The organism is Sphingomonas sp. SORGH_AS_0870 (assembly GCF_031453175.1).
GTDB lineage: Bacteria > Pseudomonadota > Alphaproteobacteria > Sphingomonadales > Sphingomonadaceae > Sphingomonas.
The window spans coordinates 1,760,001-1,776,095 of the sequence record NZ_JAVIYW010000002.1; the positions used below are offsets into that span (position 1 = coordinate 1,760,001).

Consider the following 16,095-nt stretch of genomic DNA (forward strand, 5'->3'; position numbering starts at 1 on the left):
TGGACAAGAACTGTGTAGCATAGGTGGGAGGCTTTGAAGCATTGGCGCCAGCCGATGTGGAGCCATAGGTGAAATACCACCCTGTTGTTGTTTAATGTCTAACCTCGTACCGTGAAACCGGTACAGGGACCCTCTGTGGCGGGTAGTTTGACTGGGGCGGTCGCCTCCTAAAGAGTAACGGAGGCGCGCGAAGGTTGGCTCAGGCCGGTTGGAAACCGGCTGTTAGAGTGCAATGGCATAAGCCAGCCTGACTGCGAGACTGACAAGTCGAGCAGAGACGAAAGTCGGTCATAGTGATCCGGTGGTCCCTCGTGGAAGGGCCATCGCTCAACGGATAAAAGGTACGCCGGGGATAACAGGCTGATAACCCCCAAGAGCTCATATCGACGGGGTTGTTTGGCACCTCGATGTCGGCTCATCACATCCTGGGGCTGGAGCAGGTCCCAAGGGTTTGGCTGTTCGCCAATTAAAGTGGTACGTGAGCTGGGTTCAGAACGTCGCGAGACAGTTTGGTCCCTATCTGCCGTGGGCGTCGAAATTTGAGAGGAGTTGACCCTAGTACGAGAGGACCGGGTTGAACGTACCTCTGGTGTACCTGTCGTCGTGCCAACGGCGCAGCAGGGTAGCTATGTACGGACGGGATAACCGCTGAAAGCATCTAAGCGGGAAGCCTCCCTCAAGATAAGATTTCTCAGGACGGTCGAAGACCACGACCTCGATAGATCGGATGTGGAAGTGCGGTAACGCATGGAGCTAACCGATACTAATTGTCCTATTCGCGCTTGAGAGCTCCACACCCCCACCATCAGCCCTGGGCTAGATGGCAGGGTGCGGTCATTACCAAGCCAGGTGCATCGATTTTATACCCATCACCCCGCCCACAAAGCGGGGTCAGTATTCGCGGACTCTATTGCCTGGTGGCCATAGCGTCGGTGTCCCACCCGATCCCATCCCGAACTCGGCCGTGAAACCCGACTGCGCCAATGGTACTACTGCTCAAGCAGTGGAAGAGTAGGGCGTCGCCAGGCATTATAGTCCGCGTATACACAAAACCCATTCACATTCGTCCCTGCAAAACACCTCCGCGGGGTGGAGCAGCCCGGTAGCTCGTCAGGCTCATAACCTGAAGGCCGCAGGTTCAAATCCTGCCCCCGCAACCATACTTCCCCAACACATCATCCCATACGAAACCGCCACGGCATCGCCGGTGGCGGATTGGCGCGTTCGCGTGTCAGCGACGGCGCGCGCCGCCCCTCGGCGGTAGCACCGCTGGCGGATCCTGGCTCTCCACCAATTCCACCACCTCGAATCTGTGGCTCACCCAGCCCCGCTTGCGTGCCGCTTCCGCCAGCGACGCGTCGTGCGCCATGGCTTCTTTGTGAACCGCGCCGGGTTTGCCGGAGGCCGTTGGATGTGAGTCACGCTGACATATCGACGATGTTCGCGGCAGCATAGTATTGCTCTTCGGCCTCGGCGGGCGGAATGTTGCCGATAGGCTCGAGCAGCCGGCGATGATTGAACCAGTCCACCCATTCCAGCGTGGCGTACTCGACCGCCTCGAAGCTTCGCCACGGCCCGCGGCGGTAGATCACCTCGGCCTTGTAGAGGCCGTTGATGGTTTCCGCCAAAGCGTTGTCATAGCTGTCGCCGACGCTGCCGACTGACGGCTCGATGCCCGCTTCGGCCAGGCGCTCGGTGTACTTGATGGACACGTACTGGCTGCCGCGGTCGGAATGGTGGACGAGGCCGCCACCCCGCATCGGCCGTCGGTCATGTAGCGCCTGCTCGAGCGCATCCAAGACGAAGCCGGCATGTGCGCTCCGACTGGCGCGCCAGCCAACGATCCGGCGGGCGTAGGTGTCGATGACGAACGCCACGTAGACGAACCCCGCCCAGGTCGCGACGTAGGTGAAGTCCGATACCCACAGCATGTTCGGTGCTGGCGCGCGGAACTGCCGGTTCACCCGGTCGAGCGGGCATAGGGCCGTCCTGTCGCCGACAGTGGTGCGCACCGGCTTGCCGCGCATCACGCCGGCCAGACCCATCGCCCGCATCAGGCGGGCAACAGTGCAGCGAGCGACGTCGAACCCTTCGCGTCGCAGTTGCCGCCAGACCTTGCGCACGCCGTAGACGCGGAAGTTCTCCTCGAACACGCGGCGCACCTCCGGTCCGAGCGCATCGTCACGCCGAACCCGAGCCGACCGTCTGGTCGGCTCAATCCTCCTGGCTGCATGAGCATGATAGGTGGACGGGGCGATCGGCAGGACCCGGCAGATCGGCTCGACCCCGTACGCCTTGCGATGCGCGTCGATGAACGACACCATCACTTCACTCGGCGGTCGAGCTCCGCCATCGCAAAATACGCCGACGCCTTACGCAGGATCTCGTTGGCCTGGCGCAGCTCGCGGTTCTCGCGTTCCAGCGCCTTCATCCGGGCGGCAACATCGCTCGGCACCCCGGCGCGGGCGCCACTGTCGATCTCGGCCTTCTTCACCCACTCGTGCAGCGTCTGGCCTGCACATCCGATCTTCGCCGCGATCGATACCACCGCTGCCCAGCGCGACGGGTGATCCTTCTCATGGTCCAGCACCATCCGCACCGCACGCGCGCGCACCTCAGGCGAAAACTTGTTCGTCGTCTTGCTCGTCATAGCCCCTTCCTCTCAGGAGTTGGGGCCTCCGACAAACCCGGCGCGGTTCAGTGTTGGTGCGGCGGCAACTCCGGCGCGGCGAGGTACTGAAGTTCTTCTCATCGTTGCCGCCGTGCCTGGTAGGGATGGAGGCAAGCGCGTCGGCGCACCATTGGGGCCGAGAGCTTTTAGCGCTGGGTCATGATGTCCGACTGATGCCGCCGGCCTATTTGAAGCCATATGTGAAACGCGGGAAGACCGACGCCGCGGATGCCGAGGCGATCTGCGAGGCTGTAACCCGGCCGACGATGAGGTTCGTGGCGGTGAAGAGCGTCGATCAGCAGGCGGTGCTGATGCTCCACAAGACCCGTGATCTGCTGGTGCGACAGCGAACCGCACTGATCAATGCGCTGCGGGCGCACCTGTCGGAGTACGGGATCGTCACCAGCAAGGGGCCCGGCGGTGTCACCGCGCTCATGAAGCTCCTTCACGAGGGGCAGGAGAAGCTGCCAGCATATGCCCGGTCAGCGCTGCATACCATCGGTGCTCAACTGCGATCGCTGGCAAGCGAGGTCGACCGGCTTGATACACTGATCCTCGCCTGGCACCGTGCCGATGACACCAGCTGCCGGCTTGCGGCCATTCCCGGCATCGGTCCGATCACCGCGTCGGCAATCGCCGCGGCTGTACCCGATGCATCGCTATTCCGCTCCGGCCGCCAGTTCGCGGCATGGCTAGGCCTCACACCGCGGCCCTATAGCTCCGGCGGAAAGGAGCGGCTTGGCGGCATCAGCAAGCAGGGCGATGGGTACCTCCGCAAGCTGCTGGTCGTCGGCGCGACCGCAGTGATGCGTATGGCGCGCAAGGATGCCAGCCGACAGCCGTGGCTAGCGCGACTGCTCGAGCGCAAGCCGGTGAAAATCGCGACCGTCGGGCTCGCCAACAAGACAGCGCGCATCGCCTGGGCGGTGATGGCGCGCAAGGAGGTCTACGCAGCGGCTGCCGCGTGACCGCTGTCCTCGCCGACCGCTGAGCGGCCGGCAGGATGGTGTAAGGGCAACTGAGTGGTGATGACAAACCGGTCAGACCGGGGATCGAACAAACCCAGGGGAGCAGAGCGCTTCGAGCGCGATGACGTGATTAGGGATCCGATCCGCGGCCTTCATCAGGGCCAGCAGCCATGCGGTGCTGCACGAACAGGCCGAACACATGGATGCACCAGACCGGTGCTCATCGCCGCACGAAAGCTCTTGCACCGCAGGGGGCGCCCACACATGGCAAGCGCCACGACCGGTTCAGGCGGTGCCACGTCTGCGACCACGCCATAGGTGATGAACTGTAACGGCTCGCTGGCGATGCACTCGGCCTCGCGGCGCGTCTTGCGCCAGCCATGGATGAGGCTGGCCGAGATCCCCAGCCGGCGCGACACGCCGACCACCGTGGCGCCCAGCTCGTCGCACTGCGCCAGCACCGCCGCGCGCTCCTCGTCCGAGTACCGTCGGCGACGCTCAACCCGGGTGATGACCTCCATGCGCCTCATCCGCACTCTCCTTACGGAGTGAGAAAGGACACTCCCGAGAGCCCCCGCCTCGCGTAGCAGGGCCGCGCCAGCAACACGCGTCAGGCCGGACGCTTACGAATGTATCGCCTGAAGTCGAGCACAGCGTTCATGGATAAGGCCATAAAGGACGGGCCGCCGGAGCGTCAGCGCTGGTATCGGTTGAACCGGCAGGCAGCAGAGTATCAGGCGTGGAAGGCGGCGTGATACTTGCGGGTGCGTGAATCCGTTCACGCACCCTGACATTACATCAAACCGGCTCGATTATTGGAAATTTGTGCTGCAACCTTCAATGGCATGGACAATGCAGTCCCGGCCTGGGGTAGGACGAGGAAAGCGATCAGGATCGCCGCGCTGGCCAGGTTCACCGTATCCAAAGCGATTCTCGCACATGCGATAACATCTGGTATATTGTGTTCGGTCAACTTCAATCCAATGCTCGCAACTAATAACGCACTGTGTATAAGCCTCGTCGCGAGTCTGTGCGGTAGCGGTCATTGGAGACACGCATATCGGAAGAGCGAAAAACGTATAAATGGCGAGACGCTGTGCTTTCAGCATGACATTCTCCCGTTGCGCTCGTCGATTCGAGCGAAGCTAATTTATGTTCCAGGTGATTGTCTGAGAAGCTGGTCGACAAATGTTAAAAGTCTAACACATGTGAAATGTCGACACGGTCAGTAGGTGCGTGACGTCATGCTATCTCCCTTAAAAATACAACCATCGGTGCTGAGCTGGCCCCCATTTCGACCGGACGGATTCAAGCCTAAGAAGGAGGCTTGGGGCTATCCCCTAAGCATAGGCTTATGTCCGTGTCCGAGATCATCACCGACGGCGGTCGTCGCCGTCACTGGAGCACGCCTGAGAAGCTGAGGATTGTCGAGGAGACACTCGACGGTCGCGAGAGCATCTCGGTGGTGGCGCGCCGCAACGGCGTGGCGCCGAACCTGCTGTACCGCTGGCGGCGGCTGATGCTGGAGGGCGGGAGCGTCGCGGTGGCTGGCGACGACGACGTGACCAGCAATCGCCAGGTCCGCGAGATGGACAACCGCATCCGCGAACTGGAGCGCCAGCTCGGCCGCAAGACGCTGGAGGTCGAGATCCTGAAGGAGGCGCTGGAACGGTCGCGCCCAAAAAAAGCGAGCTTACTCATGCACTCGCCGCTGCCGGAGACTATCCGGTGAGCCTGGTCGCCAGCACGCTCGGGGTCGGGCGCTCGACGGTGTACGACCGCCTGACCGGCCGCACCCGGACGCGCGGGCCGTACGCCAAGGCCGGGGACGCGGACCTGCTGCCCCGTATCCGCCAGATCGCCGCGCAGCGGCCCACCTACGGCTACCGCCGCATCGCGGCGGTCCTCAATCGACAGCAACGCGCCGAAGGACTGGCGCCGGTCAATCACAAGCGCGTCTACCGCATCATGGCCGCGGACCGCCTGCTGCTGGCGCGGCGCTATACCGAGCGGGCCGACTATGGCCATGACGGCGTCGTGGTGGCGATCCGCTCGAACCTGCGCTGGTGCTCGGACGGCTTCGAGTTCACCTGCTGGAACGGCGAGGTCGTGCGCGGCGCCTTCATCATCGACGCCCATGACCGCGAGATCATCGCCTGGCGCGCGGTTGCCAATGCGGGCATCAGCGGCTCGGACGTGCGCGACATCATGCTGGAAGCCGTGGAAACCCGCTTCGGCGGTATGCGCGCGCCCGTGCCGGTCGAGATGCTGTCCGATAACGGCTCGACCTATACTGCCCGCGAAACACGCACCTTTGCCCGGCAGCTGGGCCTCAAACCCTGCTTCACGCCCGTCCGCAGCCCGCAGTCCAACGGCATCTCGGAGGCCTTCGTTCATACCCTCAAGCGCGATTACGTCCGCGTCTCGCCGCTGCCTGATGCTCCCACCGCGTTGACATCGCTGGCCAGATGGACCGAGGACTACAACGACAACCCCCCCCCCATTCAGGGCTCAAAATGCGTTCACCGCGCGAACATCGCGCACTGGTTTCTGCAACCGCTTGAATCCGTCCGGTGAAACGGGGGCCAGATCAGTGGGCGCGCAATCATACCGGGCGCGAGCAGGTGCTGCCCGATCCGCTATTCGATCCGCGTGTCTGTGCAGAGGCGATCCTGTCGGCGATCGAAAGGCCGGAGCGGGAGATCTGGGTCGGCCGATCGACCATTCAGATGGCGATCGCCCAGTCGCTGGCTCCCGGTTTCGCCGATCGGCAGGCGAGCGGCTTTGCCAAGGACCAGTTGGGTGCCCCGGCCAGCAACAAGCCGGGCAATCTCGACCAGCCGGTAGCCGGTCCTGCGCGGATCGACGGCGACTCGACCGATCGAGCGATCGACAATCGACGCGAGTTCTTCACGTCGCGGCAGCGCGATCTGCTCAAGCTGGGCGTCGGCGGTGGCCTTGCGGGCATCGGTGCGCTGGCCGGGTTCGGCGTGTCCCGCCTCTTCGCCCGCCCGAACCGCTGACCGACAGGAGGACAGGATGACCGATATTGCCACCCAGACCCGCCGTCGCGAGATCGCGACCGAACATCTGCTGTTCAAGACAATGGAATATGTCGAGCGACAGCACCCCGGCCTGCTCGATTTCCTGGAGGAGAGCCTCGACCATCTCGGCGATCCGGCGGACGGCGGGGACAAGGATGATGCGGCGGTGCGCGCGATCGCACGCCGCATGATCGCCGGTGCACGGCGCGAGGGCGGCTGAGCCCGGCCGATGGCGCTTCACTTCGTCGGCTTTCGCGGTGAGGAATATGTCCGCGCCATACGTGTCTTCGGGCCGCCCGACTTCATCCATATCGGGTGGGACCGTTGGGCGCGGCTGGAGGTGATGCAGGACGACGTCGCTGTGTTCGCGACCGGGACGGCGGAGGACGAACCGTCGGCTTACAGCTTTCCCGATATTCGCGAGACGTAACGCGGCGGATATTCCTTAACGGCCATCACCCGACCCGGCCTGATCGCCAGTAGGGGTTACGCACCCGGCACCCGCAGGCGAAAGGTGGCGGGTGTCAGGGCCAGAAGGTCGAGCGACCCGCCATGCGCCTGGGCGATCCGGCGCGCGAGGCTGAGGCCGATGCCGGTGCCATGGGTCTTGGTCGTGGCAAAGGGGCGGAAGATGGCGGTGGCCTGGTCGGGGGGAATGCCTCGCCCATTGTCGGTGACGTCGATGGCGACCAGCCCGTCCTGTCCGCTCACCGACACGGTCACCGCCGCCCTGTCGGCATCCGCGGCTTCGACGGCATTTTGCAGCAGCGCCCAGATCGCCTGGGCAAGCTGGTCGCGATCGACCATTCCGGTCCGGGGCACAGGGATCGCGATCGTCAGGACTGCGTCGGGCCAGCGGCTGGCGAAGAGCCGCGCCAGATCCTCGATCAGCTCATTCAGGCGGACGGGTTGCTTGACCGGCGGGGGCAGGCGGGCCAGCGACCGATAGGTCTCGGCAAAGCGCTGCAACCCCTCGGCATGGCGCGCGAGGGTCGTCAGGATTTCCGGCAGGAGATGGCGCTCGTCGCCCTTCGCCTCGATCGCGGCGAGCCCGCATTCGGCGAGCGAGACGATCGGCACCAGGCCGTTGAGCAGCTCATGGCCCAGCACCTGGATCATCTCGGCCCCGGCACGCGCCTCCGCCGTCCGCTCCTCGCTCTCGATATCGACCAGCGCGACGACGGATCTCGCGCCGAGTTCGACACGGTCGGCGCGCCAGCTTCGCCCGGCATGGCGGAGATGCGTGGCCTCGCGATCGAACAGGGGCGGCGGGGGCGGCAGGATACGGTCATCGGTGTCGAACAGGCGGCGTGCGGCGCGGTTGAGCACGCGGGCACCCCCTCCATCGACCAGCAGCAAGGGGGTAGGGGAGGCGTCGAGCAATGCGCCGTGGACCAGGGCCTGGCGATCCGCCTCGCTCGCGGTCGGCGGTGCGGCCATGGCGGGTCGCCCGGTCGCCAGCAGGCTGCGCAGCGTCAGCCATGCGATGGCGAGCACCGCGCCGGCCATGGCCAGCCACAATCCATGCGCCCATGCCAGACCCGCCCCCGCCCCCGCGATGGCGAGGGACAGCGCCGTCGCGATCGCCGATCGCCCGGCGCTAGAGACCATGCTGCGCCATGCGTCGGTAGAGCGTCCCCCGGCTAATCCCCAGGGCCGAGGCCGCGCGCGAGATATTGTGCCGATGCTCCTTCAACGCAGCCTCGATCATCGATCGTTCGGCATCCTCCAGGCGGAAGGCGGGCGCCGCGTCGGTCGCTACCAACGGCGAAAGGGGGCCGACGGGGCGGAGCGCGGCTGCGTCGATCACCCCGTCATCGGACAGCAGGACCGCGCGCTCGACCACCGCCGCCAGCCCGCGCACCTCGTCGGGCCAGTCGGTCGCGGCCAAGACCGCTTCGGCGGCGGGCGTCAGCCGGACCGAGGCATGACCATAGGCCTCTGCCGCGACCTGGGCGAAATGACGCGCCAGGACCACCGCATCGTCCCGCCGCGCATGAAGCGGCGGCACCGCGATCTCCAGGGTGCAAAGGCGCCGGTGCAGCGCGGGGGTCAGCGATCCCAGCCCGTTCGCCACACTGATACACCGCAATCCGGGCGGCAGCCGGTCGAGCAGCCGCGCTTGGGCCACCGCGTCCAGCCGGTCCGGGTGGCGCAGGAGGACGGTGCCGTGCGCGCCGTCGAGCGATGGCCATTGCTCCGGATCGCGAAGGTCGATCCGCAGCGGCGGGCGGTCCGCCTCGCGCGACGCGGCATGGACCGCCAAGGCTGCCAGGGTGCGGCCCGATCCGGATCGGCCGGTGACGCAGATATTGGCGACGGTCGGCCCGACCCGCCGGATCGTCGCGCGCATGCTTTCCATGGCGACCGAATTGCCCAGCAGCAGGAGGCCGCCACCCGATCGATCCACAGACGGACTTGCGGCGGGACCACGCGCGCCGATCGCGGCCGTGCATTTCGCGAGCAGATCGTCCTTGCGCCACGGTTTCATCAGGAAGTCGCGCGCGCCCGCCTGCATCGCGGCGACCGCGATCCGGATGCCGCTATGCGCGGTGATGACGATGATCCGCGCATCGGGGTCCTCGGCCATGATCCGCGCGATGCAGGACAGGCCTTCCTCGCCGTTCGTCCGACCGGCGGTGAAGTTCATGTCGAGCAGGATCGCGTCATAACGACGCCGCGCGAGCAGCGAATAGGCCGCCTGGGGATCGGCCGCGATGTCCAGCCGGTGCCCGGCCAGCCGAAACAGGATATCGGTCGCCCGCGCCACGACGGGATCGTCCTCGACCAGCAATATCGTCCATGGGCTTGACAGATCGGACGACTGTCCGTCGGCGGACATAATGTTCCGTCCTGCTTGGACCTGTGTCGACGCCGGACAGGAGAAGTCTTTGTTCATAAGGGGTTGGCGTTTCCGGCGCTGGACAGTGACACTCCATCCATGATGACCGATCATCCGGGACGTGCAAGGGGCGGCGCCAGGGCGCGCCCGGCCCGCGAAAGGATCGGCTTTCGAACGGAGAGGCGTCGATGAACAGCTTGGCTCTGACCGCGCTCTACCGGGCGACGACACGCCATATGGGGCACGCCCTGCTCAACATCGGCGGGCTGGCGATCGGGATCGCGGTGTTCCTGATATTGGGGCTCTATGTCCGTTTCGAATGCAGCTTCGAGCGATGGATTCCCGATCATCGGCATATCTATCTCGTCCGGACCGAGCTGCATCTGCCCGGCAGTCCGTTCAATGGCGCCTATCCGATGACGATGGCGGGCATGTTCGAACAGATGCGGCAGGATTTTCCGGCACTGGTCGGTACGCGCATCCGGGGCGGCAGACAGGGGGGCAGCATCGTGCGAGAGGGCGATGCGATCGTCGCCGATGTCGCGCAGGTGGATCCGGGCTTCTTCGATGTCTTCGACCTGCCGATGCTGCGCGGCGACGGGCAGCGGGCGCTGGCGGACCCGTCCGGCGCGCTGCTCAGCCGGACCGAGGCGCGCAGGCTGTTCGGGGATGCCGACCCCATCGGGCAGAGCCTGACCATCGCGGTCGATACGCCCGAAAGCTATCGGGTCGCGGGGATCTTCGAGGATCTGCCCCGGAACAGCGACCTGCAAATCTCGATCCTGATCCCGATGCCGCGCAAGCCGCCGCCCGCGCGGTGGGATTGGTACAAATGGGGCACGGTCGATGCGATGACCTATCTGCGCTTTCCCGATGCCGCGACCGCGCGCGCGTTCGAGGCGCGGATGCCCGCCTTCATCCGGCGCCATGCCGGACAGGATCTGGGCCCCGATCCCGCCAAGGTGATTTCCCTGCCGCTGCTGCCCATCGCGCGCTTCCATCTCGAGCCGCCGGGCGGTGCGGAGGTCGGCGCGCGCAAGCTGACCGTGGTGACGCTGGGGCTGGTCGGCCTGCTGACCCTGCTGATCGCGATCATCAACCATGTGAATCTGGCGACCGCGCAGGCGGGGCTTCGGGCGCGCGAAGTGGCGATGCGCAAGGTGCTGGGGGCGGATCGCGCCCGGTTGATCCGCCAGTTCCTGGGCGAGGCGGTGGCGATGGCGGCGGTCGCGACGCTGGCGGGCATGATCCTGGCCGAGCTGAGCCTGCCGCTGGTCAATGCGGCGGGCGGATTGTCGCTGGCCTTTCCCTATGCGCTGGCCCTGCCAATCCTGGCGGGCATGGCGCTGGCCGTCGGGGTGATGGCGGGCGTCTATCCGGCGATGGTCCTGTCGCGCTTCCCGGCGGCGGCGGTCCTGGCCTCCGCGCATGTGCCGGGGGGCGGGCGAGCGGGGATGCGCGGTCGTGAGGCGCTGGTCGTGATCCAGTTCGGGCTCGCCATCGCCTTCCTGATCGCCACGACGGTTCTGGTCGCGCAGACGCTGCATGTGCGGCGATCCGATCTGGGCTTTCGACGCGAGGGGCTGATGCTCATTCCGTCGCTCGCCGACAAGCGCATCTTTCCGGATCAGGCACGCCCGATCCTGGCGGCCTTTCGCCGCCTGCCCGGTGTCGTCTCGGTCGGGGCCGCTTCCTCGGCGCCGGGGGGCGGATCGGAGAATGTGGACATGCTCGACCTGCCGGGGCGAGCGCCGCTGACGATCGGCAATCTGATCGTCGGGCCCGATTTCTTCCAGACCTATGCCCCCATATTGCTCGCCGGGCGCGTGTTCGACGACGCTCATCGCGCCGACGACGCCAGCGACTGGACCCGGTGGAAGGACGGACGCAACGTCGTCATCAACCGAGCTGCCGCGCGCGCGCTGGGTTTCCGCAGCCCGGCGGAGGCGATCGGCAAGACCGTGGGGCGCAGCAACCCCCGGACGATCATCGGGGTGATCGACCAGTTGCGCTTCGGCTCGCCCCGCGCGCCCGACATGGTCACCTTCTATCAATATCATCGCGACGGGCCGCCGAATGCGATCGCGGCCATCCGCTACACCGGGGACGCGTCGGTCATGCTGGCGCGGGTGCGGGCGACCTGGCGTCGGCTGGCGCCCCAGATACCGCTGGACGCGCGGACCGCCGACCAGCGGCTGGCGGAATTCTATACGAGCGACGATCAGGCGGCCCGCCTGTTCGCGATCGGGGCGGCCATGTCGGTTCTGATCGCCTGTGTCGGCCTATGGGGCCTTGCCTCGTTCGACACCGCGCGGCGGGTGCGGGAGATCGGTATCCGCAAGACCCTGGGGGCGTCGTCGGCGGATATCGTGCGGTTGCTGCTGCTCCGCTTCCTCCGCCCGATCCTGATCGCGAACCTGCTGGCCTGGCCGCTGGCCTATGTCGCGCTGCGCCTGTGGCTGGCGGGGTTCGGCGATCGGATCGCATTGTCGCCGTTCTATTTCGTCGCGCCCAGCCTGGGGGCGGTCGTCATCGCCGTGGCGACGGTGCTGGGGCAGGCCTTGCGCGCCAGCCGGGCGACCCCGGCCTGGGCGTTGCGTCAGGGGTGAGCGGCGGTGGCCCCCGACCTGCGCCGGGAGCTCGAGGATTATTCCGCCGCGACCCGCATCGGTTCTGCGCCTTCCATCGGCTTCAGGCCCAGCTTGGCGAAGAGCGCCGCATCGGCATCGTCGCCCGCATTGCCCGCGGTCAGCAGCTTGTCGCCGGTGAAGATCGAGTTCGCTCCCGCCAGAAAGCAAAGAGCCTGCGTCGCCGCCGACATGCTCTCGCGCCCCGCCGACAGGCGGACCATGCTCATCGGCATGGTGATGCGCGCGACCGCGACCGTCCGGACGAACTCGATGTCATCGATCCGCGCCAGCGGCGTGTCGGCGAGCATGTCGCCCAGCACCGTGCCCTTGACCGGGACCAGTGCATTGACCGGCACGCTTTCCGGGTGGCGCGGCAGGGTGGCGAGCGCATGGACGAAGCCCACCCGGTCGGCCCGCGTCTCGCCCATGCCGACGATGCCGCCGCAGCACACCGAAATGCCCGCCTCGCGCACGTTGGACAGCGTCTCCAGCCGGTCCTCGAAGCAGCGCGTTGTGATGACGTTGGCGTAGTTCTCGGGCGAGGTGTCGATATTGTGGTTGTAATAGTCCAGGCCCGCTGCGGCCAGCCGCTGTGCCTGGGGGGCGTCGAGCATTCCCAGCGTCATGCAGGTCTCCAGCCCCATGGCCTTCACGCCCTCGACCATGGCGACGACCTTGTCCATGTCGCGTTCCTTCGGGCTCCGCCAGGCGGCCCCCATGCAGAAACGCTGCGACCCCGCCGCCTTGGCCTCGGCGGCCGCCGCCAGCACCGCCTGTACGTCCATCAGCTTCTCGGCCTTCACGTCGCTCTCGGCTGAGGCGCTTTGCGAGCAGTATCCGCAATCCTCAGGGCAGCCGCCGGTCTTGATCGAGCACAAGGTGCACAGTTGCACCTCGTCGGCGGCATGATGCGCGCGGTGCACCTCGGCCGCGCGGAACAGCAGCTCGGTGAAGGGCAGGTCGAACAGCGCGGCGATCTCGGCGCGGGTCCAGTCGGTGCGCAAATGCGCCTCGGGGCGAAGCGCGGTGGTCGTCGTCATTACGTCTGGTCCTGTCCTTCGCCCGTCTCGGGCGGCATGTTATGGCCGAGCAGCCTCAGCCCGTCCTCGGCCGCGTCGCAGGGCGCCTGATAGTCTCGCCATGGGGCAAGGTCACCCGGTATGTCCCGGTTTTCTTCGGGCAATCCGGCCTAGCAACCCTGGCACGCCGCGTGATAGGACGCGCTTTCATCTTTGTTAAGATGTCCAATTTAATGACGGTTCGTTATCGATCGGCGGTGGGGGCCGCAAAAATTGCTGTCCATGTTCAAAGCGCTGCGGCTGGTCATGCTGGCCGTCCTGATCGGCCTTGCGCCGGGAATCGCGTCGGCCGCCGGCGTCGATCTCCATCGCTCGGTATGCAGCGCGGCGCTGCCGGACATGGCGGGCGGTGCCGTGATCGCCGCCGCGCCCTATCGCTGTGGTGCCGAGGCCCCGACCGACAGCGACCAGTGGCTGTGGCTGCGGCTGGACCCGTCGCATCTCGGGGGGCTGGCCTCGCCGTGGAGCCTGCTGGTCGACCAGGTGCGGTTCGACCGCATCGCGGTGATGACCGTGACCGACCGGGGCATGACGCGCCGGAGCTGGTCGTCCTCCGACCTGGGAGGCAACTGGGCGCCGGGTGGGCTGCTGAAATTCCCGATGACGGTGCCCGGTCGTGACATTCGGGGCCTGTATCTGGGCTTTCGGCGGATCGACGACCTGTCGCTGATGCGCAAGGTCGTAGCGATGCCGGGTTCGGCGCTGACCACGGGCGAGGTGAAGTGGCTGTTGCTGATCGGGCTCTTCACCGGGACGCTGCTCTCGGCCTTCCTATACAATCTCGTCATCCATACCGGGCGGCGCCTGGCGTTTCAGCGCTGGTATCTGCTCTGGGTTTCCGTCTCGCTCGCTTATGGGCTGGTCTGGACCAATGCGGCGGCCTTTGTGGTGCCGCAGCTGGTCGGCCCGGTGGCGTTCCGACTGGATTATGTGCTGGTCGGCCTGATGGTGGCGGCGTGCAACATGTTCTTCTTCTCGGTGATCGAGGAGGGGATATTGCCGCGCAGCTTCGTCCGGGCGGGACGCGTGCTGGCCGTGGCGGGGGCGGTCATGGGCTTCGTGGCGGCGGCGGACATGTGGTTTCCGGTCATCCTCACCGACCGCTTGCTCAACTATGTCATCGCGGGAACCTCGGCGATCATCGCGCTGTCGTGCGGCATCGCGGTGCGGCGCGGCAGCCGGGTCATCTGGTTCTACATGATCGGCTGGGGGCCGGTCATCTGCCTGTTCCTGCTGCGCCTCGCGCGCAATCTGGGCTTCGCGCCGCAAAATGATCTGGTCGACCTGGCGACCTTCGCCGCTTTGGCCTTCGAGGCGCTGGTCCTGTCGCTGGCGATCGCCGACCGGTTCCGCCTGATCCGCCACCAGCTCGAACTCGCGCGCCAGCGCCGCGAGGTCGACATGGCGGAGACCAAGACGCTGCGGATCGCCGCGCATACCGACTTCCTGACCGCGCTGGGCAACCGCGCCGCGTTCCAGCAGCATGCCAACGACCTCATCAAGGGCCATGTCCCGTTCAGCCTGTTCCTGATCGACGTCGATTATCTGAAGGACGTCAACGACCGGCTGGGCCATGCCAGCGGCGATGCCCTGCTGCTCAGCGTTGGTTCCGCTTTGTCCCAGGCCACCCGGCTGTTGCCCGACGTCCGGGTGGCGCGGATCGGCGGTGACGAATTCGCCATATTGTGCCCCGGATCGGTCGAGGCCGAAACCGCGCTGTCCGAGGCGATCATGACCGTCCAGGGCGACCGCTGGCACCCGACCGACAGCAACTGCACCCTGTCGCTCAGCATCGGCGCGGCGCGTTATCCGGACGATGCCGACGCGCTCGACATGCTGTATCAGAATGCCGATCTGGCGCTCTATACCGCCAAGCGGCTCGGGCGTGCGCGCTATATCCGGTTCGACCCCTTGCAGCGCAGCCTGCGCGACCTGCAGCTGGAATTCACCAGCGATGTCGAGGCCGCGCTCCAGCGGGGCGAGTTCCAACTCTACCTCCAGCCGATCGTCTCGCTGGAGACCACGCGGGTCTGCGGCTATGAAGCGCTGCTCCGCTGGAACCACCCGCGTTACGGCCTGATGGCGCCCGATCGCTTCGCCGATGTGCTGGTGGCGGAACGGATCGGCCTGCTCATCCAGGAACATGTCCTCGAACTCGCGCTGCTCCAGCTGCGCGAGCATGGCGAGCGGATGGGCGTGCTGAGCGTGAACTTCACCTCGGCCCAGCTCTCGGGCCCGCGCTCGGCGCGCAATGTCCTCGACCGGCTTGCGCATCACGGTATCGCGGCGTCGCGGCTGTGCGTCGAGGTGACCGAGGGGGTGATGCTCGACCGGACGGCGGACACGATATTGGCCAATCTCCGCATCCTGCACGATGCGGGCGTGACGATCGCGCTGGACGATTTCGGCACCGGCTATGCCTCGCTGGTGCATCTCCGCCGGTTGCCGGTGGACCGGATCAAGATCGACTGCTCCTTCGTGTCGAGCATCGAGCAGTCCGAGGGGGGGACGATGGCGATCGTCCGGGCGATCGTCGGCATGGGCACCGGCCTGGGCAAGGTCGTTGTCGCCGAAGGGATCGAGAGCGAGGCGCAGGCGCTGTGCCTGCGTGACCTGGGGTGTCAGCTGGGGCAGGGGTTCCTCTATGGCCGCCCCGCACCCGGACTGGTGGCCGATACCCTGCGCGTGGCTACCGGACCGGCCGCGGCCAATGACGTGGTGCAGGTGGTGGCGGTCCACCACTAAGCCCGAATGGCGGGTGGCCTGCCCCCGAGTGGGACAAACCGGCCCTTTCGGCCGCAAATGGCGATGCGGCATTCTGCGTTAACATAGTTTATGGAGGCGGCCGTCGCGCTCGGCCT

The 16,095-nt window shown here is 66.2% G+C and carries 11 protein-coding genes, 1 tRNA gene, 2 rRNA genes, 1 pseudogene and 1 other annotated feature (1 of these 16 cut by a window edge); of the genes and pseudogenes, 10 read left to right on the forward strand and 5 right to left on the reverse strand.

All coding sequences use genetic code 11. The features are described 5' to 3' along the window. From QE363_RS08665 to QE363_RS08675, 3 genes are all read left to right on the forward strand, one after another. Positions 1-787, forward strand: a 23S ribosomal RNA gene (locus QE363_RS08665) (it extends 2,005 nt beyond the left edge of the window). Between the two features lie 126 nt (positions 788-913). Beyond that, a 5S ribosomal RNA gene (gene rrf, locus QE363_RS08670) occupies positions 914-1,028 on the forward strand. Between the two features lie 55 nt (positions 1,029-1,083). After that, positions 1,084-1,160: transfer RNA gene (locus tag QE363_RS08675), tRNA-Met, on the forward strand. A 258-nt stretch (positions 1,161-1,418) separates the two neighbouring features. On the opposite strand, the gene QE363_RS08680 is transcribed toward QE363_RS08675, so the two are convergent. After that, positions 1,419-2,650, reverse strand: a protein-coding gene (locus tag QE363_RS08680) for an IS3 family transposase (protein WP_309690612.1) whose coding sequence is annotated in 2 segments (ribosomal slippage) — positions 1,419-2,359 and positions 2,359-2,650 — 1,233 coding nt in all. Because the reading frame shifts where the segments join, the coding sequence is not laid out codon by codon here. Next, positions 2,250-2,366: a sequence feature (AL1L pseudoknot), on the reverse strand. (Overlaps the previous gene by 117 nt.) A gap of 50 nt (positions 2,651-2,700) precedes the next feature. Here QE363_RS08680 and QE363_RS08685 point away from each other — a divergent pair. Beyond that, positions 2,701-3,639 (forward strand): IS110 family transposase, encoded by a 939-nt coding sequence (locus tag QE363_RS08685; RefSeq protein WP_309694396.1) that lies wholly within the window; start codon positions 2,701-2,703, stop codon positions 3,637-3,639. A 155-nt stretch (positions 3,640-3,794) separates the two neighbouring features. Here the strand turns inward: QE363_RS08685 and QE363_RS08690 are convergent, their stop codons facing one another. Then, positions 3,795-4,160, reverse strand: a complete 366-nt coding sequence (locus tag QE363_RS08690) for a transposase (RefSeq protein ID WP_309694399.1) — start codon at positions 4,158-4,160, stop codon at positions 3,795-3,797. A gap of 833 nt (positions 4,161-4,993) precedes the next feature. Between QE363_RS08690 and QE363_RS08695 the strand changes: the two are divergent. The 4 genes and pseudogenes from QE363_RS08695 (at position 4,994) to QE363_RS08710 (ending at position 7,113) form a co-directional block, all read left to right on the forward strand. Beyond that, a pseudogene (locus QE363_RS08695) lies at positions 4,994-6,203 on the forward strand (IS3 family transposase). 9 nt (positions 6,204-6,212) lie between these two features. Beyond that, positions 6,213-6,662, forward strand: coding sequence for a hypothetical protein (locus QE363_RS08700; RefSeq protein ID WP_309694402.1), 450 nt, complete (start codon positions 6,213-6,215; stop codon positions 6,660-6,662). Positions 6,663-6,678: 16 nt separating this feature from the next. Then, positions 6,679-6,903 carry a hypothetical protein gene (locus tag QE363_RS08705; protein ID WP_309694405.1) on the forward strand — a complete coding sequence of 75 codons (225 nt, stop codon included), beginning with the start codon at positions 6,679-6,681 and terminating at the stop codon, positions 6,901-6,903. Positions 6,904-6,912: 9 nt separating this feature from the next. Next, entirely contained in the window at positions 6,913-7,113 is a 201-nt protein-coding gene (locus tag QE363_RS08710; protein WP_309694407.1) for a hypothetical protein, read from the forward strand. 56 nt (positions 7,114-7,169) lie between these two features. On the opposite strand, the gene QE363_RS08715 is transcribed toward QE363_RS08710, so the two are convergent. Together QE363_RS08715 and QE363_RS08720 are read right to left on the reverse strand one after the other, a co-directional pair. Then, positions 7,170-8,294, reverse strand: a complete 1,125-nt coding sequence (locus QE363_RS08715; RefSeq protein ID WP_309694410.1) for an ATP-binding protein — start codon at positions 8,292-8,294, stop codon at positions 7,170-7,172. Further along, positions 8,284-9,525 carry a response regulator gene (locus QE363_RS08720; RefSeq protein ID WP_309694412.1) on the reverse strand — a complete coding sequence of 414 codons (1,242 nt, stop codon included), beginning with the start codon at positions 9,523-9,525 and terminating at the stop codon, positions 8,284-8,286. Before QE363_RS08720 ends, QE363_RS08715 begins: the two co-directional genes overlap by 11 nt. Positions 9,526-9,713: 188 nt before the next feature. Here QE363_RS08720 and QE363_RS08725 point away from each other — a divergent pair, with 188 nt between their 5' ends. Then, positions 9,714-12,134 carry an ABC transporter permease gene (locus tag QE363_RS08725; RefSeq protein ID WP_309694414.1) on the forward strand — a complete coding sequence of 807 codons (2,421 nt, stop codon included), beginning with the start codon at positions 9,714-9,716 and terminating at the stop codon, positions 12,132-12,134. 38 nt (positions 12,135-12,172) lie between these two features. Here the strand turns inward: QE363_RS08725 and bioB are convergent, their stop codons facing one another. Beyond that, complete coding sequence (bioB, locus tag QE363_RS08730; RefSeq protein ID WP_309694418.1) at positions 12,173-13,195, reverse strand: biotin synthase BioB; 1,023 nt, start codon at positions 13,193-13,195, stop codon at positions 12,173-12,175. Between the two features lie 261 nt (positions 13,196-13,456). On the opposite strand from bioB, the gene QE363_RS08735 reads away from it, so the two are divergent. Further along, positions 13,457-15,979 carry an EAL domain-containing protein gene (locus QE363_RS08735; protein ID WP_309694421.1) on the forward strand — a complete coding sequence of 841 codons (2,523 nt, stop codon included), beginning with the start codon at positions 13,457-13,459 and terminating at the stop codon, positions 15,977-15,979. Positions 15,980-16,095: the final 116 nt, after the last annotated feature.